At 70.8% G+C, this 23,893-nt stretch carries 17 protein-coding genes; 4 read left to right on the forward strand and 13 right to left on the reverse strand.

Annotation, left to right across the window (positions count from 1 at the left end):
* Window positions 1–47 precede the first annotated feature (47 nt).
* From ACIRR8_RS20075 to ACIRR8_RS20095, 5 genes are all read right to left on the reverse strand, one after another.
* A complete protein-coding gene (locus tag ACIRR8_RS20075; protein WP_404066370.1) occupies window positions 48–1,055 on the reverse strand; it encodes a LacI family DNA-binding transcriptional regulator in 1,008 nt (335 codons plus the stop codon).
* Between the two features lie 119 nt (window positions 1,056–1,174).
* A complete protein-coding gene (locus tag ACIRR8_RS20080; protein ID WP_404066372.1) occupies window positions 1,175–5,464 on the reverse strand; it encodes a discoidin domain-containing protein in 4,290 nt (1,429 codons plus the stop codon).
* A 230-nt stretch (window positions 5,465–5,694) separates the two neighbouring features.
* A complete protein-coding gene (locus ACIRR8_RS20085; protein WP_404066374.1) occupies window positions 5,695–6,888 on the reverse strand; it encodes a S8 family peptidase in 1,194 nt (397 codons plus the stop codon).
* Between the two features lie 103 nt (window positions 6,889–6,991).
* The gene (locus ACIRR8_RS20090) at window positions 6,992–8,125 is read right to left on the reverse strand and encodes a type III polyketide synthase (protein ID WP_404066572.1); all 1,134 of its coding nucleotides are present in this window, start codon (window positions 8,123–8,125) and stop codon (window positions 6,992–6,994) included.
* 19 nt (window positions 8,126–8,144) lie between these two features.
* Window positions 8,145–9,380, reverse strand: a complete 1,236-nt coding sequence (locus ACIRR8_RS20095) for a cytochrome P450 (protein WP_404066376.1) — start codon at window positions 9,378–9,380, stop codon at window positions 8,145–8,147.
* A 337-nt stretch (window positions 9,381–9,717) separates the two neighbouring features.
* Between ACIRR8_RS20095 and ACIRR8_RS20100 the strand changes: the two genes are divergently transcribed.
* On the forward strand, window positions 9,718–10,863 hold the full coding sequence (locus ACIRR8_RS20100) for a Dyp-type peroxidase (RefSeq protein ID WP_404066574.1): 1,146 nt from the start codon (window positions 9,718–9,720) through the stop codon (window positions 10,861–10,863).
* Here the strand turns inward: ACIRR8_RS20100 and ACIRR8_RS20105 are convergent.
* The 4 genes from ACIRR8_RS20105 to ACIRR8_RS20120 are packed head-to-tail and all read right to left on the reverse strand — an operon-like array spanning window position 10,794 to window position 14,819.
* Complete coding sequence (locus ACIRR8_RS20105; RefSeq protein WP_404066379.1) at window positions 10,794–11,672, reverse strand: ABC transporter ATP-binding protein; 879 nt, start codon at window positions 11,670–11,672, stop codon at window positions 10,794–10,796. The genes ACIRR8_RS20100 and ACIRR8_RS20105 overlap by 70 nt on opposite strands.
* Window positions 11,669–12,742, reverse strand: coding sequence for a FecCD family ABC transporter permease (locus tag ACIRR8_RS20110; protein WP_404066381.1), 1,074 nt, complete (start codon window positions 12,740–12,742; stop codon window positions 11,669–11,671). The genes ACIRR8_RS20105 and ACIRR8_RS20110 overlap by 4 nt, the downstream gene beginning before the upstream one ends.
* The gene (locus ACIRR8_RS20115) at window positions 12,739–13,743 is read right to left on the reverse strand and encodes a FecCD family ABC transporter permease (protein WP_404066578.1); all 1,005 of its coding nucleotides are present in this window, start codon (window positions 13,741–13,743) and stop codon (window positions 12,739–12,741) included. The genes ACIRR8_RS20110 and ACIRR8_RS20115 overlap by 4 nt, the downstream gene beginning before the upstream one ends.
* Before the next feature lie 35 nt (window positions 13,744–13,778).
* On the reverse strand, window positions 13,779–14,819 hold the full coding sequence (locus ACIRR8_RS20120; protein WP_404066384.1) for an iron-siderophore ABC transporter substrate-binding protein: 1,041 nt from the start codon (window positions 14,817–14,819) through the stop codon (window positions 13,779–13,781).
* 268 nt (window positions 14,820–15,087) lie between these two features.
* On the opposite strand from ACIRR8_RS20120, the gene ACIRR8_RS20125 reads away from it, so the two are divergent.
* On the forward strand, window positions 15,088–16,185 hold the full coding sequence (locus ACIRR8_RS20125; RefSeq protein WP_404066581.1) for a MerR family DNA-binding transcriptional regulator: 1,098 nt from the start codon (window positions 15,088–15,090) through the stop codon (window positions 16,183–16,185).
* A 32-nt stretch (window positions 16,186–16,217) separates the two neighbouring features.
* Here the strand turns inward: ACIRR8_RS20125 and ACIRR8_RS20130 are convergent, their stop codons facing one another.
* The gene (locus tag ACIRR8_RS20130; RefSeq protein WP_404066387.1) at window positions 16,218–17,015 is read right to left on the reverse strand and encodes a helix-turn-helix domain-containing protein; all 798 of its coding nucleotides are present in this window, start codon (window positions 17,013–17,015) and stop codon (window positions 16,218–16,220) included.
* A gap of 312 nt (window positions 17,016–17,327) precedes the next feature.
* Between ACIRR8_RS20130 and ACIRR8_RS20135 the strand changes: the two genes are divergently transcribed.
* Window positions 17,328–17,861 carry an EF-hand domain-containing protein gene (locus ACIRR8_RS20135; RefSeq protein WP_404066389.1) on the forward strand — a complete coding sequence of 178 codons (534 nt, stop codon included), beginning with the start codon at window positions 17,328–17,330 and terminating at the stop codon, window positions 17,859–17,861.
* Window positions 17,862–17,923: 62 nt separating this feature from the next.
* On the opposite strand, the gene ACIRR8_RS20140 is transcribed toward ACIRR8_RS20135, so the two are convergent.
* Window positions 17,924–18,343: an acyl-CoA thioesterase gene (locus ACIRR8_RS20140; RefSeq protein ID WP_404066584.1), complete on the reverse strand. Its 420-nt coding sequence runs from the start codon at window positions 18,341–18,343 to the stop codon at window positions 17,924–17,926.
* Between the two features lie 262 nt (window positions 18,344–18,605).
* Between ACIRR8_RS20140 and ACIRR8_RS20145 the strand changes: the two genes are divergently transcribed.
* The gene (locus tag ACIRR8_RS20145) at window positions 18,606–21,647 is read left to right on the forward strand and encodes a carbohydrate binding domain-containing protein (RefSeq protein ID WP_404066391.1); all 3,042 of its coding nucleotides are present in this window, start codon (window positions 18,606–18,608) and stop codon (window positions 21,645–21,647) included.
* 91 nt (window positions 21,648–21,738) lie between these two features.
* Here the strand turns inward: ACIRR8_RS20145 and ACIRR8_RS20150 are convergent, their stop codons facing one another.
* Together ACIRR8_RS20150 and ACIRR8_RS20155 are read right to left on the reverse strand one after the other, a co-directional pair.
* The gene (locus ACIRR8_RS20150; protein ID WP_404066394.1) at window positions 21,739–22,806 is read right to left on the reverse strand and encodes an aldose epimerase family protein; all 1,068 of its coding nucleotides are present in this window, start codon (window positions 22,804–22,806) and stop codon (window positions 21,739–21,741) included.
* Between the two features lie 24 nt (window positions 22,807–22,830).
* Window positions 22,831–23,859, reverse strand: coding sequence for a LacI family DNA-binding transcriptional regulator (locus tag ACIRR8_RS20155; protein ID WP_404066396.1), 1,029 nt, complete (start codon window positions 23,857–23,859; stop codon window positions 22,831–22,833).
* Between the last annotated feature and the right edge of the window lie 34 nt (window positions 23,860–23,893).

The following is a 23,893-nucleotide window of genomic DNA, read 5'->3' on the forward strand; positions in this document are numbered from 1 at the left end:
TGTCGGACAGCTGTACGCACAAGTCGGCGGTTCCGCTCGGTGACGCCTCATCGGGGCGCCTTCGCCGTCGAGCCGCGCACCACCAGCTCCGGCTCGAACAGCAGCTCCCCGGGCGGCACCGCGCCCCCCTGGATGCCCGCGCAGAGCAGCTCCACGGCCGCGCGGCCCATGGCTTCGATGGGCTGGCGGATGGTGGTGAGCGGCGGTTCGGTGCAGCTCATGAAGGCCGAGTCGTCGAAGCCCACGACCGAGACGTCCGACGGCACTCCGAGGCCGCGTCTGCGGGCCGCCCGGACCGCGCCGAGCGCCAGCGGGTCGCTGGCGCAGATGATGCCGGTGACGCCTCGTTCCAGCAGCCGGGAGGCGGCCGCCTGGCCGCCCTCCAGCGAGAACATCGAACGCTCGACGTCCTCCTCCGCGAGCCGGCCGCCGGTGGCCTCCGCGACCGCGCGCGCCGCCGCCAGCTTACGGCGGGAGGGCACATGGTCGGACGGACCGATCACCACACCGATGCGCTCATGGCCGAGAGAGGCCAGGTGGCGCCAGGCGCGCTCGATGGCGACCGCGTCGTCACAGGAGACACAGGGGAAGTCGAGGCCCTCTATAGGGGCGTTGATCAGCACGACAGGGATGCGGCGCTCGGCGAGCCGGTGGTAGTGCTCGTGCGCCTCGTCGGCCTGCGCGAAGAGGCCGCCGGCGAAGACCACGCCGGAGACCTGCTGCTGGAGAAGGAGGTCCACGTAATCCGCCTCCGAGACGCCGCCCTTGGTCTGCGTGCAGAGGACCGGCGTGAGCCCTTGCTGCGCGAGGGCTCCGCCGATCACCTCGGCGAAGGCCGGGAAGATCGGGTTCTGCAGCTCCGGCAGGACGAGGCCGACCAGCCGGGCCCGCTCGCCGCGCAGTTGGGTGGGCCGCTCGTAGCCGAGGACGTCCAGCGCCGTGAGCACGGACTGACGGGTGGCGCGGGAGACCCCGGGCTTGCCGTTCAGCACCCGGCTCACCGTGGCCTCACTGACCCCAACCTTCTTGGCTACCTGAGCAAGTCGTCGCGTCATGGACGCAAGGCTAACGTAAAGACTGCAAATCTCCGACTTCTGAATGCAAGGAATGTACGCGGAAGGGGCGCTTCCCGGCCAACGGGAAACGCCCCTCCATGCGATCTTCCGGTGCCTCGCTACGGATTGATGTTGATCTTGAAGGTGGACGTCGTGTTCCGGATGTCCTGGGCGTTGTTGCTGAGCCTCAGGCCGTTGAACGTGACCTCACCGACCGCCGGGCCCTGCCCCGCCTCCGGCATCTCGTTGGCCCAGAGCCCGAAACCGGACTTGGCGTCGAAGGCGTCACCGCTCTTGCGCGCACCGGAGATGGAGATGTCGGTGAGCACGGTGTCCTTGATCGGGAACTGCGGCTGTCCGCCGACGTAGTTCGTCTGGAACATGATGCCGCTGTACGTCGGATCGACGATGTCGACGTTGGAGATCCGGATGCCCTGGAACACCTTGGACGCCGAGAAGAGCCAGATCCCGGGGAAGGTCTGCGATCCCCAGAAGTGGCCGCCGGACCGGACGATCGAGATGTTCTCGATCTTCGTCGGCTGGGTCCCGAAGCCGTTCATCGGGTAGCCGAAGTCCAGCGAGCTGACCGTGATCCCGGAGTAGACCAGGGTGTCGGCGATGTGGATGTTGCGGAAGGTGTTGTCGTAGCCGCCGTAGACGGCCACGCCCGCCGCGCGCCAGGTGAGGATCGAGGTCAGGTTCTCGTAGATGTTGTTCTTCATGTCGGCTCCCCCGGCGTCGATCGCCGAGAAGAGCGCGAAGCTGTCGTCACCGGTGGCACGGGCCTCGTTGTTGGTGACGAGGTTGTCGGTGGACCCGTTGGTCATGTTGATGCCGTCGGCGAACATGTTGCGGATCCGGGAGTTCTTGATGGTGATGCTGTCGGTGTTGGCGCCCCAGTAGAGGCACACCATGTGCTCGTTCCAGATGTTGTCGATGACGATGTCCGACACGTTGGCGAAGTCGAACACCTTGCCAGGCCCGTCGATACGGGAGGTGTAGTTGCCGAAGTAGGCGAAGTTGGCGAACGACGATCCCTTGGCGCTGGCCTCGGCCCGGAAGCCGATGTCGGTGTTGTCCTGTGTGGCCGGCGCGTTGAACCGGGTGTACCAGGGCCCGGCGCCGACCACCTTGACCGCCTTGCCGTACACCTGGAACTTGCTGGCCGTGCTGTACTCCCCCGGCGGCAGGTAGACGCCGACCAGGTTTCCGGTGGTGTCCATGCGGACCCGGTCCAGGGCGTTCTGGACGTCCTGGTGGGTGAACCCGGTCGGCACGGCGTACGTCGCGGGGTTCGGGTTGGCGACCGGCGCGACCTGCTCCAGGCTGACGAAGTCGATCGCGTACGTGGAGGAGTTGGCGGCGTCCTTCTGGAGCCGGATCTTGGCGCCGGCCGGGACCGTCCGGCCCAGCATGACGTTGGCCTCGTCGTAGATGTGGCGGGGCGCTCCGGCGCTCGGGGAGTTGCCGGGGGCGGCCTCGTTCCCGTACAGCCAGGCGTACTTGGAGGTGAGGTCGATGGCTTTGAGGAAGGTGCCGTCGACGTAGACGTTGAGCGTGGAGTTGATCCCGCCGCCGCCCGCCGAGTCGGGGATGGAGAACCGGGTGACCAGCGTGTTCGTGGACTTCCTGGTGGTGAACTCCACATAGTTGCCGGTGCTGTTGAGCGTGACGGCCTTGCGCCCGGAGGCCTCGCCCGCGATGTCGCCGACGGTCCTGTTCGGGCCGACGACCTGGGCGCCGCCGCCGGTGGTGCCGTCCTCCGCCTCGTACATGTCGTACGGCATGTTGGCGCCGCGTCCGACGAAGAGGGACTCGGTGGAGGTGTTGTTCTCGCGCTTGACCGGGAGCTCGTTGGCGTCGGCCGCGAGGACCGTGCGCAGGGTGTACGAGCCGTTGGCGGCGGGCCAGGTGCCGAGGGAGACCGGTGCGGTGGCGGCGCCGGCCGCGATGGCTCCGGTGTGCGCGCCGGTGAAGGTCCTCACCGTGGCGCCCTGGGAGTTGAGCAGCGTGAGCGTGATGCCGTGGCTGCCGCCCGCGGAGGCGATGGTGCCCTGGTTCTTGATGGCGACGGAGAAGGTGACGGTGTCGCCCGCCGCCGGGGCGGAGGGCGAGGTGGTGACGGACGCGGCGACGAGGTCGGAGCTGGCGACCGGCTGCACGACCAGCGGGGAGGCGGCCGTGTAGGTGTTGTTGGTCTCGTTCTGCTCGATGACCTCGTTCCCCGGGTCGGCGACCGCGCTCAGGACGTAACTGCCCGCGCCTCGTGCGCCGATGGCGGCGCTGACCTGGGTGGAGGCACCGGCGGCCAGGGCGCCGACGTTGCCGGTGGCGACCCTGGAGCCGCCGAGCCGGAAGTCGACCTTGCTCGCCGGTGCGGCGAGCGCGCCCGTGTTGCGGACGGTGGCGGTCAGCGTGATGGCGTCGGACTCCACCGGGGTGGCGGGCGACGCGGTGACGGCGGTGACCTGGAGGTCAGGGTTGGCGGCCGGGGCGCCCAGGACCTGGAACTCGGCGACCTGACCGGCGCCGGAGCCGCTGTTGGCGGTGAACTTCAGCTGGACGTCGGCGACGCGGGCGGTCACCGGGATGGTCACCGTGTTGCCGCTCGCCGGGCTGAAGGCGTAATCCTTGGCAGCGACCAGGGAGTTGAGGGACGAGGAGTTCTGCTCACGGCCCAGGACCTCGATCCGCTGGGTGCGGGGACCCCAGCTGCTGTCCGGGTTGAGCTTGACGACGACGCTCTGCGTGTCGGCGTTGGAGCCGAGCTGGACGGTGAGGGTGTTCGGGTAACTGCCGCCCGCGCCTTCCCAGTAGGTGGCGGTGTTGTTGTCGTTGGCGTTGGCGGCGACGAAGGTGTGCACCACCGAGGAGGCCGTGATCGGCTTGTTGACCGCGAGGTTGGAGGCGGCACCGGTGGAGCCGTTGCGGGTCACGGTGTTGCTGTTGGTGGAGACGTTGCCCGCCGCGTCCTTGGCCCGGACGAAGTAGCTGACGGTGGTGGTGACCGGCTGGGTGTCGGTGTACGTCAGGACGTTGCCCGCGACCGAGCCGCGCAGCACGTTGTTGGCGTAGACGTCGTAGCCGGTGACGCCCTTGTTGTCGGTGGACGCCTGCCAGGTGAGCCGGATCTGCCCGGCGGCCGGCTCGGTGAACGCGAGCGCGGTCGGGGCGGTGGGTGCCTGGGTGTCGCCGGTGTCGCCGGTGCGGGTCACGGTGTTGCTGTTGGCCGAGACGTTGCCCGCCGCGTCCTTGGCGCGTACGTGGTACGAGACGGTCTGCCCGGTCGGGCGGGTGTCGGTGTACGTGGTGACGTTGCCCGCGACGGAGGCCAGCAGCGTGTTGTCGGCGTAGACGTCGTAGCCGGTGACGCCGGTGTTGTCCGTGGATGCCTTCCAGGTCAGCCGGATCTGGCCGGTGGCGGGCTCGGTGAACGCCAGGTCGGCCGGTGCGGTCGGCGCCTGGGTGTCGCCGGTGGCGGGTCCGTAGACCTCCAGCTCGGCCAACTGGGCTGACGGGCTGCCGGTGTTGGCGGTGACCAGGACGCGGACGTACCGGGTGGTCGTGGGATCGAAGGAGATCGTCGCCGACTGCCCGCCCGCCGCGTCGAAGCGGTAGTCCCTGGAGGCGGTGAGGTCGGTGAACTCCGTGCCGTTGGTGGAGGCCTGGAGCTTCAGCGTCTGGCTGCGCGCGGCCCAGCCGTCGGGCAGCCGCAGGACGACCCGGTCCACGCGGACCGAGGCTCCGAGGTCGGCCTCGATCCACTGCGGGAAGGCGTTCTCGCGGCTCGCCCAGTAGCTGTCCCGGTTGCCGTCGTTGGCGTTGGCGGCGGCGTAACTTCCGTTGCTGCTACTTGCCTTGAGGGCCTTCCCCGCGGCGAGGTTGCCGGATGAGGAGGCTGCCGCCCGCACCTCCAGTTCGGAGAGCTGCGCGGCCTGCCAGCCGGTGTTGGCGGTGATGTGCACCCGGACGAAGCGGGTCAGCGTGGCCGGGAAGGACACCTTCACCGTGTTGGCGGCGCCCGGGGTGAAGGAGTACGCGGCCGAGCTCTTCAGCGTCGCGAAGCTGGTGCCGTCCGCGCTGCCCTGGAGCGACAGGGTCTGCGAGCGGCTCTCCCAGGACGGCGGGAGCTTCAGGGTCACCTCGTCGACCCGGGCGGAGGTGCCGAGGTCGGTCTGCACCCACTGGGGCAGGTTGCCGCCCGCGCTCTCCCAGTACGTCGACGCGTTGCCGTCGGTGATGTTGGGGGCCGGGTACTCGGCATGGGCGCTGCTGGCAGCCGCGGCCCGGCCCGCGGCGAGGTTGGGGCCGTCGGCCGCCGAGGCGGCGAGCGACGGCCAGCCGATCATCAGAAGACTGGTCGTGACCACAGCGGATATCGCCCGCCATCTCCAGCGTTGGGCTCTCATAGCTCCCCGATCTTCGGCCTCGGCGCACGGCGCGACGAGGGCGCGGCTCTGGATCCGTAGTCAGGAAACACGCGATTGTGCACGCACTACGGCTCGGTTTTGCGTTGTGCGGTGAGAGAGTTGCAGAGAAATGAGAGACCGTCCACTGTTCCGGCAGCAGCCGGACATGGCGGAGGCCGATGAGCGGAGGGCATGTCGCCCGCCGCTCACCGGCCCCACCTGTCGGTGTGTCAGAGGCCGCCGGTGTACAGCAGCAGATCAGGCGAGCCCTGGCCGAGGCCGGAGAGCACGTCCGGGGTGGCGGTGCCGGTCAGCCAGTTCGCGACGGCGGCGGGCGTGGCCGAGGGGTTCTCCTCCTTGTAGAGGGCGGCGACGCCCGCGACGTGCGGGCTGGCCATGGAGGTGCCGTTCAGGGAGGCGGTGCCGCCGCCGAGCTTCGCGGAGACGATGTCGGCGCCGGGGGCGTAGAGCGAGACGCAGGAGCCCCAGTTGCTGAACGCGGTCTCCCGGTCCTGCCGGTCGCTCGCGCCCACCGTGACCACGCCGTCGGCCGCGGCCGGGGAGACGTCACAGGCGTCGCCGTCCTCGTTGCCCGCCGCCACGACCGGCACGACGCCCGCGTCCGCGACGGCTTCGACCGCCGCGTCGACGGCACGCGAACGGGCCCCGCCGAGCGAGGCGTTCAGCACGGCCGGGGTGGAACCGGCCGCCGCGTCCTTGGCCACCCAGTCGAACCCGGCGATGATGCCGGCCCAGGTGCCCCGCCCCTGGCAGTTCAGGACCCGCACGCCGACCAGGGACGCGCCCTTCGCCACTCCGGAGGTTCCGCCGCCGACGGTCCCGGCGACATGGGTGCCGTGGCCGTTGCAGTCCTGCCCGTCACGGCCGTCTCCGACCGCGTCGTAGCCCTTGACGACCCGGCTGCCGAACTCGGCGTGAGCGGACTCGATCCCGGTGTCGACGACGTACACCTTCACGCCGTCACCCGTGGCGGTGGTGGTGAACGTGTCGTCCAGCGGCAGGGCGCGCTGGTCGATCCGGTCGGTGCCCCAGGTCGCGGCCGGCGCCCGGAAGAGGCCGCCCGTCCTGGGCGTGTCCACGGCCACCTCGGCGTTCTCCTCGACGGCGAGTACGCCGGGGACGGCCCGGACGGCCTCCAGTTCGGTGGTGGTGAGCGTGACGGCGAACCCGTGCAGGACATTCCCGTACGTGAACAACGGGCGGAGCCCGAACTCCTTCAGGACGGTGTCCGGTGAGAGTTCGGGCTCCAGGGTGACGATGTACTGCCCGGGGACGGCCCGGGCGGACCGCTCCACCGGGACCCCTTCCGGTCCGGTGTCGGCGGCGGCGGCCGGGGTGGTGGTGCCGATCAACGGCGCGATCAGCAGCAGGGCTGCCGGGGCCCATCGGGCGCGCAGGCGCATGCAGGTCTCCTTGGGTGGGGTTACGTCCGCGGTGCGGGTGTGCGGCCGCGAAGCGCGAATACCCGGTCCTTCGTCCCCGCCCGTACGGCGCCTTAACACGGGTTCAGCCGGACAGCGCAACGCCCGCCTTGAGCTCCAGGTCCGCCAGCTCCCGGTCCGGGTCGGCCGCCGGACCGTGGTGCGCCCAGCTGCCCACCGCGACCTCGGCGGTGATGCCGGGCCCGAATCCGGCGATCAGGCCCTGTGCGGACTCGGCCGCGCCGCCGTCGTCGAAGAGGCGGGCCAGTGCGTCGAAGACGACGGAGCTGGCGATGTTGCCGCGTTCGGTGAGGGTGGCCCGGCTGTAGCGGAACATCTCCATCGGCAGATCGAGGAAGTGGCAGAGGTCGTCCAGGATGCGCGGGCCGCCTGCGTGGACGATGAAGAAGTCCATGGCGGGCACCGACCAGCCGTGCAGGTCGACCAGGTCCTTCAGGACCGGCGCGAGCATCTCCATGGTGCCGGGCACCCGCTTGTCCAGCAGGAAGTGGAATCCGGTGTCGCGGACGGCGTAGGAGATCCAGTCCTCGGTGCCGGGCACCAGGTGGGAGCCGTTGCGCTCCAGCTTCATGCCGGTGCCGCCCTGCCCCCGGACGACGGCGGCGGAAACGGCGTCCCCGAACAGTCCGTTGGAGAGCAGGGACCCGACGCCGATGTCGGTGGGCTGGTAGCAGAGCGAGCAGAACTCGCAGGAGACGATGAGGACGTTGGAGTCGGGGTAGGCCCGGCAGAAGTCGTGCGCCCGGTTGATCGCCGCGCCGCCGGCCGCGCAGCCGAGCTGGGCGATGGGCAGCTGTCTTGTCTCGGCTCTGAACCCCATGGTGTTGATGAGCCAGGCGGTCAGCGAGGGCATCATGAAGCCCGTGCAGGAGACGTAGACGATCAGGTCGATGTCGGCCGGTTCGGTGTCGGCGTTGGCGAGGGCCTGCCGCACCACTTCGGGGACCCGGGTCTTGGCCTCGGCCTCGTACACCTTGTTGCGGAGCTCGAAGCCGGGGTGCTTGAGGGTCTCCTCGATCGGCTGCACCAGGTGCCGGGTCTGGACGCCGGTGTTCCGGATGAGCCTCAGGACGAGGTCGCGCTGGGGGTGCCCGTGGTGGGTCTCCCGGGCCAGCTCCAGGGTCTGCTGCATCGTGATGACGTGTTCGGGCACAGCGATGGCCGGACGGCACAGGGTCGCCATGGGTTCTCCTCGTATCTGGGAGCGGAGGCTCTCGTCACCAGGTGACGGGCAGAGCCAGTGGGTAACGCCAGATGGACGTCGTGTTCCACCGGATGTCCTCGGGCTCCGCGTCGAGACGCAGGGCCGGGAAGCGGGCCAGAAGCGTGGCGAAGGCCACCTCCAGCTCCATGGTGGCGAGCGGCGCGCCCAGGCAGTGGTGGGCGCCCCAGCCGAACGTCATGTGCGGGATGGACGGCCGGTCGGGGTCCAGCTCGTCGGGGCGGTCGAACTTGGCGGGGTCGCGGTTGGCCGTCAGGTACGACACATGGACCACGTCGCCGGCCTTGATGACGGTCCCGCCGAGTTCCACGTCCTCCAGGGCGATCCGCGGGATGCCGACGCCCTTGCGGAAGGGGATGTACCGCAGCAGCTCCTCCAGCGTGCGGGGCAGCCGCTCGGGTTCGGCCTGGAGCGTCTTCAGCAGCTGGGGCCGGGTGAGCAGGGTGTAGGCGATGTTGCCGAGCTGGTACGTCGTGGTGTCCTGGCCGGTGATGAGCAGGACCATGGCCATGACGGCCAGTTCCTTGTCGTCGAGGAGTTCGTCGCCGTCGCGGGCGGTGGCCAGGGTGCTGATGAGGTCCTGGCCCGGGGAGCGGCGGCGCTCGGCGGTCAGTTCGGTGAAGTAGCCGCGCAGTTCGGCCTTGGCCCGTACCGCGTCCTCCTTGCCCGCCGCGCCGACGTTCATCATCGTCATGGCGTGGGCGCGGAGCCAGGGCCGGTCGGCCTCGGGGATGCCGAGCGCCTCGCAGATGGTGATCAGCGGCAGCGGCGCGGCGACCCGGGCGAAGAAGTCGGCGGGTGAGCCCTCGTCCGCCATCCCGTCAAGCAGCCGGTCCACCACCCGCTGGGTCCCCTCCCGCATCTGCTCGACGCGGCGCGGGGTGAAGCTCTTGGCGACCAGGCTGCGCAGCCTGCTGCTGGCGGGCGGGTCCATGAGGTTGATGGATTCGGCCTGGACGATGGGCTCCGGGGTCATCCGGGGGAAGTCGCGGCCGAGGACGGCGCCACGGCTGAAGCGCCGGTCGGTGGTGACCGTCCGGACGTCCTCGTAGCGGGTGACGAGCCACGCCTCGCCCTCGCCGTACGCCATACGGATTCGGGAGACGGGCTCCTCGGTGAGCAGTTCCTTGAGCTGGGGGTCGAACTCCAGTTGCTGTGCGAAGTCGAACGGACAGCTCCGTACGGTTTCCTTGTCCTGCACGGAGGCGTGCTGCACCGAGGTGTTCTCCACCGAGGTTTCTCCCAATGACCGGTTCGGGTTCGAGGCCGTCCCGGCTCCGGGCTCGGGAACAGACCTCCCCTCTTTCCCCCGTCGTGCCGGGAAACATGTCACTCACCCTCCGCAGTCAGCCGATCAGAGGGGGCGCACGCCCCGGCGCTCAGCCGCCCGGCCCAAGCGACCCGTCCTGCCCGAGGAAACCGTGCTGAGCTGGGGTTCCGTGCGGTGGCGCCGAGGAGACGGCGCGGATCGCCGAGATCCCAGAAGGAGAACGACCATGACGGAAAGTGACCAACGCCGGGATATGTGTCCCGGCCGACGGGTCTTCGTACGAGGGGCCGCGAGTGTCGTGGGGGCCGTGGGGCTGACCGGCACGTTCGCGGTGGGGAGTGCCGTCGGCACGCCGGCGGCCGGCTCCGGCGACGGCCGGGTGCCGTTCCACGGGGCGCACCAGGCCGGGATCCTCACCCGGCAGCAGCGGTTCGGCGGTTTCGCCGCCTTCGACGTGCTCGCGCGCGACCGGGCCGAGCTGGCGGCGCTCCTGAAGAAGCTGACCGTGCGGTGCCGCATCCTGACGGCCGGGGTCACCCCGCTGGATCCGGACGTGGCGGCGGTGCGGGGCCCGGAGGACCGGCTGACCATCACCGTCGGGGTCGGTGCCTCGCTCTTCGACGGACGGTACGGGCTGGCGGAGGCGCTGCCGCCCGGACTCGTCCCGATGCCGGAGTTCCCGGGCGACCGGCTCGACCCGGGGAGCTGTCACGGCGATCTCTCGGTGCAGGTCTGCGCGCAGAACCCGGACGCCGTACTCCATGTCGTACGGGATCTGGCGCGGGAGACCTCGGGGCTGCTGCGGACGCGGTGGCGGGCCGACGGATTCCTCAACCCGCCGCGCCCCGAGGGCTCCCCACGGTCGTTCGTCGGCTTCAAGGACGGCACCGCGCACCCGGACACGGCATCCGCGCGGGAGATGGACCGGCTGGTCTGGGTCGGGGCGGAGGCGCCGGGGTGGGCGCGCGGCGGGAGCTACCAGGTGCTGCGCACCATCCGGCTGCGGGCGGAGGCGTGGGACCGGGTCCCGCTCGGTGAGCAGGAGCGGATCTTCGGGCGCCGCAAGTCGACCGGGGCGCCGCTCGACGGACGCGAGGAGAGCGACCTGCCCGACTACGGGCGGGACCCGGAGGGGCGGGTCACTCCGCTGGACTCGCACATCCGCCGGGCCAATCCGCGGACCGCCGGGAGCGAGGACTCGGTGCTGCTGCGCCGGAGCTACAACGTGGACCGGGGCCTCGCTCCGGACGGCACGCTCGACGTGGGGCTGGCCTTCTGCTGCTACCAGCGGGACATCGCCCGGCAGTTCGCGACCGTGCAGAAGCGGCTGGAGGGCGAGCGGTTCGCCGACTTCAGCACCACGACGGGCGGCGGCTACTTCCTCGCTCTGCCGGGAGTGGCGGACGCCTCGGACTGGTACGGCTCCGCGCTGCTCGGCTCCTGAGGGCCCGAGTCCAGCACGTGGTGGCGGCCGATCGGCAGCATCAGCGGACGGCCGGAGACGGGGTCCTCGATGACGCGGCTCTCCAGACCGAAGACCGCGCGGACGGTCTCCTCGGTGAGCACCTCGGCCGGAGTGCCGAAGGAGTGCAGTCGGCCGTCGGCGAGGGCGATGAGATGGTCGGCGTACCGGGCGGCGAGGTTCAGGTCGTGGAGGACCATCACGATCGTCGTACCGCGCGAGCGGTTGAGGTCGGTGAGCAGGTCGAGCACTTCGATCTGATGGCTGGCGTCGAGGAACGTGGTCGGCTCGTCCAGCAGGAGCAGGTCGGTCTGCTGGGCCAGCGCCATGGCGATCCAGACGCGCTGGCGCTGGCCGCCGGAGAGTTCGTCGACCGCGCGGTCGGCGAGCGGTTCGGTGGCGGTCGCCTCCAGGGCCGAGGCGACGGCGGCGTCGTCCTTCTCGTTCCAGCGGGAGAACATCGACTGGTGGGGGTGGCGGCCGCGGCCCACGAGGTCGGAGACGGTGATGCCCTCGGGCGCGACCGGGGACTGCGGCAGCAGGCCGAGCGTACGGGCCAGTTCCTTGGCCGGGAGGCGGTGCACCTCCTGGCCGTCGAGCACGACACGGCCCTCGCGGGGTGCGAGGAGGCGGGACATGGAGCGCAGCAGGGTCGACTTGCCGCAGGCGTTGGCGCCGACGATGACGGTGACCGCGCCGGGCGGCACCACCAGGTCGAGCGAGGAGACGACCGTACGGTCTCCGTAGCCGAGGGTGAGGTGTTCGGCGGTCAGTTGGTGGTCGGTGGTCATAGCGAGCCTCCCGCCCGGTTGGTGCGGATGATCAGGTAGACGAGGTAGGGGGCGCCGAGGACGCCGGTGACGACGCCCACGGGATAGCGCTCGCCGAAGGCGAACTGGCCGGTGAAGTCCGCGACGAGGACCAGCAGCGCGCCGACGAGCCCGGCGGGCACCAGCGGGGAGCCGCCCGCGCCGGTGATCCGGGCGGCGATGGGCCCGGAGAGGAACGCGACGAACGCGATGGGGCCGGCGGCCGCCGTGGCGAAGGCGATGAGCCCGACGGCGGCCACGATCACGGTGATCCGGGTGCGTTCGACCCGTACGCCGAGGGCGGAGGCGGTGTCGTCGCCGAGCTGCAGCGCGGAGAGGCTGCGGGCCTGGCCGAGGAGGAGCGGGGTGAGGACGGCGGCCGCGGCGAGGGCGGGGAGGGCCTGGTCCCAGGTGGCGCCGTTGAGGCTGCCGGTCAGCCAGCGCATCGCCTCCTGGAGGTCCCATTCGGCGGCCTGGGACAGGACGTAGGAGGTGACGCTGTCGAGCATCGCGGAGATCCCGATGCCGATGAGGATGAGCCGGGTGCCGACGACTCCGCCCCGGAACGCCAGCGAGTAGACGAGCAGCGCGACGCCGAGTCCGGCGGCGATGGCGAGGACGGAGACCTGCACCTCGCCGAGTGAGAGCGTGACGATCGCGATGGCCGCCGCCGCGCTCGCCCCGGAGCTGATGCCGATGATGTCGGGGCTGGCGAGCGGGTTGCGGAGCATCGTCTGAAAGGTGACACCGGCGAGCCCGAAGCTGAACCCGGCGACCACGGCGAGGACCGCGCGCGGCAGGCGGAGCCGCCCGACGGTGAAGGAGGCGCCGGACACCTGCTCGCCGAGGATCACCCGCAGGACGTCGCCGGGCGGGTAGAACGTACGGCCCGCCATCAGCGTCACGGCGAACGCGGCGACGACGAGGAGGGCCAGGACCAGGATCACCCGGCGCCTGCGCGACGCGCCGCGGATCCGGCGGTCGGTCGCGGCCGCGACGGACGCGGGGGCCGCCTCGCGCGGGGCCGGCCGGGTGAGGGCGGGGGCGCTCACAGGGCACGCACCTTCTGTCGGCGGACGATGTAGATGAAGAAGGGGGCGCCGATCAGCGCGGTCACGATGCCCACGTCGATCTCCGCGGGCCGCGCGACGATCCGGCCGGCCACATCGGCGGCGGTGAGCAGGACCGCGCCGAGCAGCGCGGAGAGCGGCAGCAGCCAGCGGTGGTCGACGCCGACGAGCAGTCGGCAGGTGTGCGGGACGACGAGGCCGACGAAGCCGATGGGCCCGGCGACGGCGGTCGCGGCTCCGCAGAGCAGTACGGCGCCGAGCGCGGCCACCGCCCGGGCGACGGCGACGCGTTCACCGAGGCCGGCCGCCAACTCGTCACCGAGTGCGAGCGAGTTGAGAGCACGCGCGGAGAGCAGACAGATGGCGAAGCCGACCGCGAGGAACGGCGCCACCTGTCCGATGCGCTCGAAGGACGCACCGCCGACGCCGCCGATCTGCCAGAGCTTGAAGGATCCGGCGATGTCGTTACGCGGCAGGATGACGGCGCTCACCAGCGAGGCGAAGGCCGCAGAGGTGGCGGCCCCGGCGAGCGCCAGCTTGAGCGGGGTGGCTCCTCCTCTGCCGAGCGTCCCGACGGTGTAGACGAACATGGCCGACAGGGCGGCGCCCGCGATGGCGACCCAGATGTAGCCGGTCGGCGAGGAGAGCCCGAAGAACGCGACGGCGGTGACGACGGCGAGCGAAGCACCCATGTTGACGCCGAGGATGCCCGGGTCGGCGAGAGGGTTACGGGTCACGCCCTGCATCACCCCGCCGGCGAGGCCCAGCGCCGCGCCGATGACGACCGCGAGGACCGTACGGGGGATCCGCTTCGTGGCCGCCGCCTGGCCGAGGGTCTCTTCGGCACCGCCGAGCGCCGCCTGGACGTCGGCCCACGGCACATCGCGCGAGCCGAAGGCGATCGACGCCACCATGACGGCGGCCAGGACGAGGACGGCGGCGAAGAGCCACAGCGTGCGGACGCCCACCGGACGCCGGGCCATGGTGGCGTCCGGCGGGCGCCGGTCGGTGGAAGCGGTCACTTGACCTTGTCCGCGGCCTCGGCGAGAGCGGCGGCGTAGTCGTCGAGCACGTAACCGATCGACAGGGGCGTCGGGTTGGCGGCGGTGGCCAGCGGCGAGCTGCCGGGCAGGAGGTACGTCGAGCCGCGCTCGACGGCCGGGATCTTGGAGAGCAGCGGGTCCTTGGTGATCGCCTTGAGCAGGTCACCGGTGTCGTCGCCGTAGCCGGTGATGATGTCGACGTCGTCGAACGCGTCGATCTGCTCGGCGCTCTTGGTGAGGGCGAACTTGTCCGTGCCCTCGGACGCCTTCGCGATGCTGCCCGGGATCTTCATGCCCAGGTCCTGGAAGAACTGCGTCCGGGTGTCGTGCGCCGTGTAGAAGCCGATCTCGCTGACGTCGTTGGGGTCGACGTGCGTCATGAACATCGCCGACTTGCCCTTGAGCTGCGGGTACTTGGCGGCGGTCTTCGCTATGTCGCCGTCGAGCTCGGTGATCAGCTTCTCGCCCTCGTCGGCGAGGCCGATCGCCTCGCTGTTGGTACGGATGATCTCGCGCCACGGGGTCGCCCAGGCGGCGTCCGGGTAGGCGACGACCGGGGCGATCTCGCTGAGGGTCTCGTAGTCCTTCTTGGTCAGTCCGGAGTACGCGGCCAGGATGACGTCGGGCTTCGTGTCGGCGACGGCTTCGAAGTCGATGCCGTCGGTCTCGTCGAACAGCACCGGCGTCTTGGCCTTGAGCTCCTTCAGCCGCTCCTCGACCCAGGGCAGCACCCCGTCGCCGTCGTCGTCGCCGAAGTTGGCCGAAGCCATGCCGACCGGCACGACACCGAGCGCCAGCGGCACTTCGTGGTTGGCCCAGTTGACCGTGGCGACACGCTTCGGCTTGGCGGGGATGGTGGTCTTGCCCAGGGCGTGCTCGACGGTCAACGGGAAGGAGCCGGCGGCGCTCTGCTCGTCCTTCTTGTTCTCGGCGTCGCCGCTTCCGTTCCCACCGCAGGCGGCGACGGAGACGAGGGCGGCTGCCACGGCGAGGAGGCGGAGGCGGTGTGAGGACATGGGTGAGTACCCGGCTTTCCGGAGGATCGGGGTGCCGCTTCCCGCACGTCCGGGCGTGAGCTGCCGTCGTGGAGGGGTGCGATGCGGAGGCGCAGCGGCTTAGGTAAGGCTTGCCTTCGCACTTTATGAGAGGAGGTGCGGCTGTCGCAATCAACTGTTTGAGACAGGCGTTGTAGTGATGAGGACATCCATGGCGCCGGTGCACCAAGCTCTTGACCCTCACGTGACGTCAGGCCGCATAGTCGGTGCCGTGGAAGATCACTGGACCGTGGGGCGCGTCGCCGAGCTGGCCGGCGTGAGCGTCCGCACGCTGCACCACTACGACGAGATCGAGCTGGTCCGGCCCTCGGCGCGGACCGCTAACGGATACCGCGCCTACGCGGCCTTTGACGTGGAGCGGCTGCGGGAGGTGCTGGCCTACCGGCGGCTGGGCTTCGGGCTGCGGGAGATCGCGGGGCTGGTCGACGATCCGTCGGCGGACGCGGTGGCGCACCTGCACCGGCAGCGCGGTCTGCTGCTGGAGCGGCGGGCGCGCACCGACACGATGGTGGCGGCCATCGACAGAGAGCTGGCGGAACGGGCGAAGGGGGGCAGGGTGACACCGGAGGAGCAGCTGGGGATGCTCGGCGCGCGGCTGTACGACGCGATCGGCGGCGCCTACACCGCGACGCGCCGTACCGATCCCACGATCGCCGCGCAGATCTGGGACGCGCTCGGAGAGGCGCGGACGGTGCTGAACGTCGGGGCCGGTACGGGCTCCTACGAGCCCGTGGACCGCGAGGTGACCGCGGTCGAGCCGTCGGCGGTCATGCGGGCGCGGCGGCCGCCGGGCTCGGCGCCGTGCGTGGCGGCGGCAGCGGAGAGCCTGCCGTTCGCGGACCGCTCCTTCGATGTGGCGATGGCCGTCTCCACCGTTCACCACTGGAGCGATCCGTCGGCGGGGCTGCGCGAGATGCGGCGGGTGGCCCGCCGCGTGGTGGTGCTCACCTTCGACACCGACGAGCCCGGGTGGCCGGACCGGTTCTGGCTGACCCGCGACTATCTGCCCGAGTTCACCGGCGTACTCGCGGGGTTCCCTTCACTCGCCGCGATGGCCGACGCGATCGGCGGGCGCGCCGAGCCGGTGCCGGTGCCGTGGAACTGCGCCGACGGCCTGTTCGAGGCGTACTGGCGCCGGCCGGAGGCGTACCTGGAGGACCGGGTGCGCCGCGCGATGTCGGTGTGGACGAGGGTCGGGCCCGAGGCGGAGCGGCGTGCGGTGCGCAGTCTCGGCGACGATCTCGCCTCGGGCCGGTGGGCCGGGCGGAACGCGGATCTGGCCGGCCTGGACGCGGCGGATCTGGGTCTGCGCCTGCTCCTGGCGTGATTCCCGGAGGCCGCGCAGGACCCGGAAGCGGCTCACGCCGGCCGGAAGGTCCCCGGAGTCAGCCCGGTGGTCCGGCGGAAGGCCACGCCGAAGGCGCTGGCCGAGCGGTAGCCGACCTGTTCGGCCACCGACTCGACGTCCCACCCCCGGGTCAGCAGGTCGATGGCGTGCTGGGCCCGGACGGCCGCGATCCACCGTACGAAGCTCGTGCCCGTCTCGGCGCTGAACGCGCGCGTGACCGTGCGCGTGCTCACGCCCAGCTGGGAGGCCCAGTCCGCCAGTGTCCGCTGGTCGCCCGGATCCTCACGGACCGCGTCCGCGATGGGGCGCAGCAGATCGGAGGTGGGGACCTGTACGAGCAGCTCGCGGGGCGACGGTACGAGGACGTCGAGCACCAGCGCCTCCGTCGCGGCCCGGGAGGAGGGGGCGAGGCCGGGCTCGCCGAGCCGCTCCAGGAGGAGGCGGAGCAGCGGCGTGATCTCGACGGCGACCGGGGTGTCGGAGATCGACGACGTCGTACGGAAGCCGAAGAAGCTCGCCCGGAACCAGGTACCCGCCGTCGCCGATCCGGAGTGCAGGGTCCCGGCCGGCATCCACAGGCCCTGGGCGGGAGTGATCGTCCAGATGCGTTCGCCGACCACCGCGGAGGAGGCGCCCCGCTCGTTCCAGAGCAGCTCGTGGAAGGGGTGGGAGTGGGCGTCCCAGTCGGTGTCGTGGGAGACGACCTCGTCGTAGGCCTGGATGACGAAGGGCGTCTCGACCGATCCGGGCGCGTGCGCGGGCAGCGACCGGATCTCCCGGGTCGTCGCCGGTCCGGCTTCCCTGGTCATGCGGCACGGACCCCGGTCGTAGGGGGGCCGGTCGCGGCGGCTGTCTCTCGCATCCGCCCAGCCTAGAAGGTGGACCCGGCGACCGGTCGAGCCGCTCCTCCGGTACGACGCGGGCGCCCGCGGCTCGTACCGGGGCGTGCGGGACCACCGGGCCCGGCCGTCTGCCTCAACTCGACGTTTACGCGGGGGTGGTTACGTCCTTCAGGTGAAAGGGCTGCGGCTTTCGTCGTGGCCGCCGCCGCTCGGCCGGAGAGTGGATGCGCCGACCGGACTGCCGGCCGGCGGGACCGCACGGCGAAAGGTGACGGATTCATGACCACTGAGGCCAACCGGCGGGTCGCGCTCGTCTTCTCCCTGTTCGATGCCAACGCCAACGGGATCCTGGAGGCCGACGACTTCGAGATCATGGCCGACCGCGTCGTACGCGAGGCGCACGCCTCGGACCAGGCGGCGAAGGACGCGATGCGCGGAGCGTTCCGGCGGTACTGGACGACCCTGCTCACCGAGCTGGACGAGAACGGCGACGGCGAGATCAGCTTCGAGGAGTTCGCCGCCTGTGTGCTGTCGCCGGAGCGGTTCGACGCGACCGTCGCCGTGTTCGCCGAGGCGCTCGCCGCGCTCGGCGACCCGGACGGCGACGGCCTGATCGAGCGGCCGCTGTTCATGGCGCTGATGACGGCGATCGGGTTCGAGCCGGCCAACATCGACGCGCTCTTCGACGCCTTCGAGCCGACCGACGGGGACCGGATCCGGGTGGAGACGTGGGTCGCCGGGATCAAGGACTACTACGCGCCCGGCAAGGCCGGCATCCCCGGCGACCACCTGGTCGTCGGCACGCCCGTCTGACCGGCCGGCCCTCGATGAACCGTGGACGCCCCCCCGGGGGGGCGTCCACGCCTTTTGGTGGCTCAGCCGCCCGTCAGCAGGTCCGGGTTGCCCGCCAGTGCGGCCAGGCGGCCCTGCGGGTCCGGGACCAGGCGGCGTTCGGTCAGGTCGAGGACGCCGGCCACTCCGGTGATCTCGGCGGCCACCGTGCCGTCCTCCTTGATGACCTCCTGCGCCAGCGTGAACGTCTTGCCCGTGCCGTAGTCGAACCGGCAGGTGACCCGTACGCGCTCGCCGCCCCGCAGTTCGCGGCGGTACTTGACGGTGACCTCCAGCTGGACCGGGCCGATGCCGTCGGCCAGCAGCTTCTCCTGAGGAAGCCCGGCGGCCCGCAGCAGCTCCCACCGCGCGTGCTCCGCGTACTGGAGGTAGACGGCCTGGTTCAGATGGCCCTGGGTATCGAGCTCGTAGCCGCGCACGGTCACATCGACGGAGAAGGTCATGACCGTGCGAACGCCCATGCGCGGTGATCCATTCCGGTGGGCCGGTCCGGCCGGACCCCTTTAGGGGGCTGCCGGACTTCTTTACGGGCCTGCCGCACCCCTTTACGAGCCTGTCATGCACCGGTAACTTCCACCACGCAAGAGATTGCAGCAACATTCCGGCAGAACTTGCCGCCGGATCGTGTTCCCTTCGCCGTTCCCCTTCTCCGAACCCCGAGGCGCGTCAGGGTTCTCCCGGTTCTCCCCTCTCTTGGAGACACGTATGAGACGCACCTCCCGCCGACTGTCCGGCCGCCGCCCGCTGGCGGCGGCCGTGGCGGCAGCCGGACTGCTGGGCCTCCTCACCGCCGTACCGGAAGCCGCTCCCCCACCGCCCCCCGCTCCGGCCACCGCACCCGTCGCCGCTACGGCCGCCGCCGACACCACGGCGACCGTCTTCTACTCCACGAAGACCCGCAACTGGTCGGCGTACCACCTGCACTACGCCCCCGACGGCGGCTCCTGGACCACCGTGCCCGGCATCCGTATGACCGCCGCCTGCACCGACTGGGTCAAGCTGACCGTGCCCCTCGGCGGCGCGGCCGGGCTCAAGGCCACCTTCACCAACGGCTCGGGGACCTGGGACAACAACGCCGGCAAGAACTACGATCTGGGCACCGGCAGCATCACCGTCAAGGACGGGGTCGTGGCGCACAGCGACCCGTGTACGGGCACGGGCCCGGAGGTGCCGGATCCCGGCGGGCCGAACACCGCATCCGTCTACTACGCGACGTCCACCGTCGGCTGGTCCACCGTCAACCTGCACTACCGCCCGCACGGCGGAGCCTGGACGACGGTCCCGGGTGTCGGCATGGAGGCGGCGTGCACCGGCTGGGTGAGGCGGACCGTGGACCTGGGCAGCGCCACCGGGCTCCAGGCCGCGTTCAACAACGGCAACGGCGTCTGGGACAACAACAACGGCGGCGACTACACCCTCCCGGCCGGGCTGACCACGGTGAAGGACCGCAAGGTGACCGCCACGGCCAAGGACCCGTGCGCCGCCGAGGAACCGGACACCGTCCCGCCTTCCGCGCCCGGAGGCGTGAAGGCCGTGGCCGACGGCGTGTCCGTACTGGTGACCTGGGAACCCGCCACCGACGACCGAGGGGTGACGAAGTATCAGGTGACACGGACGGGTGGCACGAAGGGCACCTTCGTCACCGATGTCGGCTCCACCGTCCTCGCCGACACCGGACTTGAGGCCAGGACCGCCTACCGCTACACCGTCCGGGCCGTGGACGCCGCCGGGAACGTATCGGCCGACTCCGTACCGGCCACCGCCACCACCGGCGAGAAGCCCACGGCTCCGGCGACCGGCACACCGCTGGGCACCGATCCGCGCAAGGACCCGATCTACTTCGTGCTCACCGCACGCTTCAACGACGGCGACACGACGAACAACCGGGGCGGCAGCCAGCACGAGAAGTCCGGGAACGCGGCCAACAACGACCCCATGTTCCGCGGGGACTTCAAGGGTCTGGTGCAGAAGCTCGACTACATCAAGGGGCTCGGCTTCTCCGCGATCTGGATCACGCCGGTCGTCCTCAACCGCTCGGACTACGACTACCACGGCTACCACGGCTACGACTTCTACAAGGTCGACCCACGGCTGGAGTCGGCCGGCGCCTCCTACCAGGACCTGATCAACGCGGCCCACGCCAAGGGCATGAAGATCTACCAGGACGTCATCCACAACCACTCCTCGCGCTGGGGCGCGAAGGGCCTGTTCACGCCGAAGGCGTACGGCGTCCGCGACTCGCAGTGGAGCTGGTTCTACGACGAGAGGAACGACGGCTTCGAGTACGACGGCCTCACCGTCGAACCGAAGTCCGGGAAGTCGTACTACAACGGCGATCTGTGGTCCACGGCCGAGCCGGCCGGCAACACCTGCGTGGGCTGGGGCACGCCTACCGGGCACACCTCGCCGGAGGGCTACCGGATCTACAACTGCCAGTGGCCGAGCCCCACTTCGGGCATGTTCCCGAAAGCTCTCTACCACAACTGCTGGATCGGCAACTGGGAGGGCGAGGACTCCCGCTCCTGCTGGCTGCACGACGACCTCGCCGACTTCAACACCGAGAACGCCCAGGTCCAGAACTATCTGATCGGCGCGTACAACAAGTACATCGACATGGGCGTCGACGGCTTCCGGCTCGACACGGCGGTGCACATCCCCCGCACCACCTGGAACCGCCGCTTCCTGCCCGCGATCCAGGAACGGGTCACGCAGAAGTTCGGCGCCGAGGCAGCGAAGAGCTTCTTCGTCTTCGGCGAGGTCGCCGCCTTCGTCAACGACAAGTGGAACCGCGGCTCGGTCAACCACTCCGCGCAGTTCTTCACCTGGAAGGAGCGCAAGGAGTACAGCGCGGACGACGAGAAGGCCGCCCTGGAGATGTACGACTACGAGCAGCAGCAGGGCACAGCGGCTCAGCCCGTCTCCGACAACGCCTTCCTCAAGGGCAACAGCTACCACGCACCGGACCGCAGCCGGTTCTCCGGGATGAACGTCATCGACATGCGGATGCACATGAACTTCGGTGACGCGGACAACGCCTTCCACAACGGCAAGGACTCCGACGACAGTTACAACGACGCCACCTACAACGTGGTGTACGTCGACAGCCACGACTACGGACCCAACAAGAGCAGCGAGCGGTACACGGGCGGCACGGACGCGTGGGCGGAGAACATGTCGCTGATGTGGACGTTCCGCGGCATCCCGACGCTCTACTACGGCTCCGAGATCGAGTTCCAGAAGGGCAAGCAGATCGACTGCGGACCGCGCTGCCCGCTGGCCTCGACCGGACGGGCCTACTTCGGCGACCATCTGGCCGGCGAGGTGCGGGCATCGGACTTCGGGAAGGTGTCCTCGGCCACCGGCAGGGTCGCGGAGACGCTGGCCGCGCCGCTGGCCCGGCACCTCCAGCGGCTCAACGAGATCCGGCGCGCGGTGCCGGCGCTGCAGATGGGCCAGTACGCCACGGAGGGCATCAGCGGCTCCATGGCGTACAAGCGGCGCTACACCGACGCGGCGAGCGGCACCGACAGCTTCGCGCTGGTGACGGTCTCCGGGAGCGCCACGTACACCGGCATCCCGAACGGCACGTACAAGGACGCCGTGACGGGTGACACCAAGGTGGTGAGCGGCGGCACACTCACGGTCCCGGCGCCCGGGAAGGGGAACCTGCGCGTGTACGTCCTGGACCTCGGCGGGAAGAACGCCGCGCCCGGGAAGATCGGCGCGGCGGGCCCGTACCTCAAGTAGGCGTCCCAGCGGCGGCATCGCACCCCGCCGACGTGCGGGTTCCCGGCGCCGGGGACCCGCACGTCGGCGTGTGCACGGGGGCGGCGACTCCTTATCGCTCCGCGCCCAGGTGCGGAAAGCGCCATTCGGTGCGGCTGCGCAGGGTCTCGCCGGGGCGCAGCACCGTGCTGGGATGGGCGGGGCGGTTGGGTGAGTCGGGCAGGTGCTGGGTCTCCAGGCAGAGCGAGCCGTGGCGTTCGTGGCGGCGGCCGGCGCCGTCGGTGAAGGCGCCGTCGAGCTGGTTGGCGGTGTAGACCTGGACACCTGGTTCGGTGGTCCAGAGCTCCAGCGTGCGGCGGTCGCCGGGGGCGGTGAGGCGGGCGGCGCGGCGGAGGGCCGCGGAGTCCGGGTCGCGCAGCACCCAGCAGTGGTCGAAGCCGCCGGCCAGGGCGAGTTGGGGGTGCGGCCGGGCGAGGTGGTTCCGCAGCGGCTGCGGGTCGGTGAGGTCGAACGGGGTGCCGGTCACCGGGGCCGGGGGGCCTTCGGGGATGGAGTCGGCGTCGACCGGGAGGTAGTGGTCGGCGTCGAGCTGGAGGGTGTGGCCGAGGATGTCGTCGGCGCCGAGGTTGAGGTAGGCGTGGTGGGTGAGGTTGACGACGGTGGGGCGGTCGGTGACGGCCGTGTACTCCAGGGCGAGGGTGCCGGCGGTGTCCAGGGTGTAGGTGGCGGTGACGTCGAGCGCTCCGGGGAAGCCCATGTCGCCGTCGGGGCTGTGCAGGGTGAGGCGGAGGACGGCGGCGGAGTCCGTACGGTCGGGCTCCGCCTGCCAGATCCGGGTGTGGAAGCCGTCCGGGCCGCCGTGCAGGGCGTGGCCGCGGTCGTTGGCGGGGATGTGGTGCGTGGTGCCGTCGAGCGTGAAGCGGCCGTGGGCGATGCGGTTGGCGTACCGGCCGACGATCGCCCCGAAGTAGGGGTTCTTGTCGGTGTAGTCGTCGAGGGCGGGCAGCGAGCGGACGACGGGGCCCGGGGTTCCGGCGGTGTCCGGCACGGTGAGGCTGTGCAGGATGCCGCCGTAGGTGAGGATCTCGGCCCGTACCCCGGTGCCCGATTCGAGGGTCCAGAGGTCGGCCTCCGTCCGCCCGTGGGCGTGGCCGAAGGACTTGCGGTGCACGGTGGGCATGGGGGGTTCCTTGGGAGAAGGGCCTCAGGAGGGGCCGGGGGCCTCACGGGGGCCGGTGGATTCGCGGACGACGAGGCGGTAGCCGGGGCGGGGGCGCCGGGGTTCGGCGACCGGGGTGCCGGCGAGGCGTTCGACGAGGCTGTCGACGGCGAGCCGGGCGATGGCCGCCTTGTCCGGGGCGATGGTGGTGAGGGTGGTGGCGCCGTACCGGCTCTCCTCGATGTCGTCGAAGCCGACGACGGCGATGTCGCCCGGGATGGTGAGGCCGCGCTCGGTGATGGTGCGCATGGCGCCGATGGCGATCAGGTCGTTGTACGCGAACACGGCGTCGGGCCGCTCGCCCCGGTCCAGGAGCGAGGCCATGGCGGCGGCGCCGTCCTCCCTGCCGTAGCCGTCGGTGACGACGACGAGGTTCTCGTCGGGTGCGATGCCGGAGGCGGCCAGTTCCTCGCGCCAGCCGCGCAGCCGGAGGTGGGCGGGCTGGCGTTCCTGGCCGGTACGGGAGCCGAGGAAGGCGATCCTGCGGTGGCCGAGGCCGATGAGGTGGGCGACGGCCTCGCGGGCGGCGGCCACGTTGTCGATGGCGATGTGGTCGTACGGCGCCTCGTACTCCCGCTCCCCCAGCAGCACCAGCGGAGCCGTCTCCGTCCGGGCCATCAGGTCCTCGGTCTCCAGGTGGATCGGGCTGAGGATGAGCCCGTCGATGACATGGGACCGGAACCCCTGGCTCACCAGCAGCTCCTTCTCGCGCAGCCCGCCGGTGTGGTCGACCAGGACCGTGTAGTCGTGCCGGGCGGCCGCGTCGACGACCTCACCGGCCAGCTCCGCGAAGTACGGGTTGCCGAACTCGGGCACGGCCAGCGCGATGATGCCGGTGCGGCCCTTGCGCAGATGGCGGGCGGTGAGGTTCGGCCGGTAGCCGAGCTCGTCGATGGCCTGCTGCACCTTGGCACGCATCTTCGGGGTGACGTGCTGGTAGTTGTTGACCACGTTCGACACGGTCTTGATGGACACGCCCGCCCGTTGAGCTACGTCCTTGAGGCTGACGCCCACGGCACTCCTTGTACTCGGTTCGACTCGTTCCTGG

The sequence above is a fragment of the Streptomyces sp. NPDC101178 genome (genome assembly GCF_044767965.1).
GTDB lineage: Bacteria > Actinomycetota > Actinomycetes > Streptomycetales > Streptomycetaceae > Streptomyces.

What these genes read in the sequence shown, in the direction of transcription:
- ACIRR8_RS20115 (WP_404066578.1), bottom strand. Translation starts at nt 13,743, where the DNA reads ATGGCCCGGCGTCCGGTGGGCGTCCGCACGCTGTGGCTCTTCGCCGCC.
- ACIRR8_RS20145 (WP_404066391.1), top strand. Translation starts at nt 18,606, where the DNA reads ATGAGACGCACCTCCCGCCGACTGTCCGGCCGCCGCCCGCTGGCGGCG.
- ACIRR8_RS20105 (WP_404066379.1), bottom strand. Translation starts at nt 11,672, where the DNA reads ATGACCACCGACCACCAACTGACCGCCGAACACCTCACCCTCGGCTAC.
- ACIRR8_RS20135 (WP_404066389.1), top strand. Translation starts at nt 17,328, where the DNA reads ATGACCACTGAGGCCAACCGGCGGGTCGCGCTCGTCTTCTCCCTGTTC.
- ACIRR8_RS20130 (WP_404066387.1), bottom strand. Translation starts at nt 17,015, where the DNA reads ATGACCAGGGAAGCCGGACCGGCGACGACCCGGGAGATCCGGTCGCTG.
- ACIRR8_RS20120 (WP_404066384.1), bottom strand. Translation starts at nt 14,819, where the DNA reads ATGTCCTCACACCGCCTCCGCCTCCTCGCCGTGGCAGCCGCCCTCGTC.
- ACIRR8_RS20085 (WP_404066374.1), bottom strand. Translation starts at nt 6,888, where the DNA reads ATGCGCCTGCGCGCCCGATGGGCCCCGGCAGCCCTGCTGCTGATCGCG.
- ACIRR8_RS20150 (WP_404066394.1), bottom strand. Translation starts at nt 22,806, where the DNA reads ATGCCCACCGTGCACCGCAAGTCCTTCGGCCACGCCCACGGGCGGACG.
- ACIRR8_RS20080 (WP_404066372.1), bottom strand. Translation starts at nt 5,464, where the DNA reads ATGAGAGCCCAACGCTGGAGATGGCGGGCGATATCCGCTGTGGTCACG.
- ACIRR8_RS20075 (WP_404066370.1), bottom strand. Translation starts at nt 1,055, where the DNA reads ATGACGCGACGACTTGCTCAGGTAGCCAAGAAGGTTGGGGTCAGTGAG.
- ACIRR8_RS20140 (WP_404066584.1), bottom strand. Translation starts at nt 18,343, where the DNA reads ATGACCTTCTCCGTCGATGTGACCGTGCGCGGCTACGAGCTCGATACC.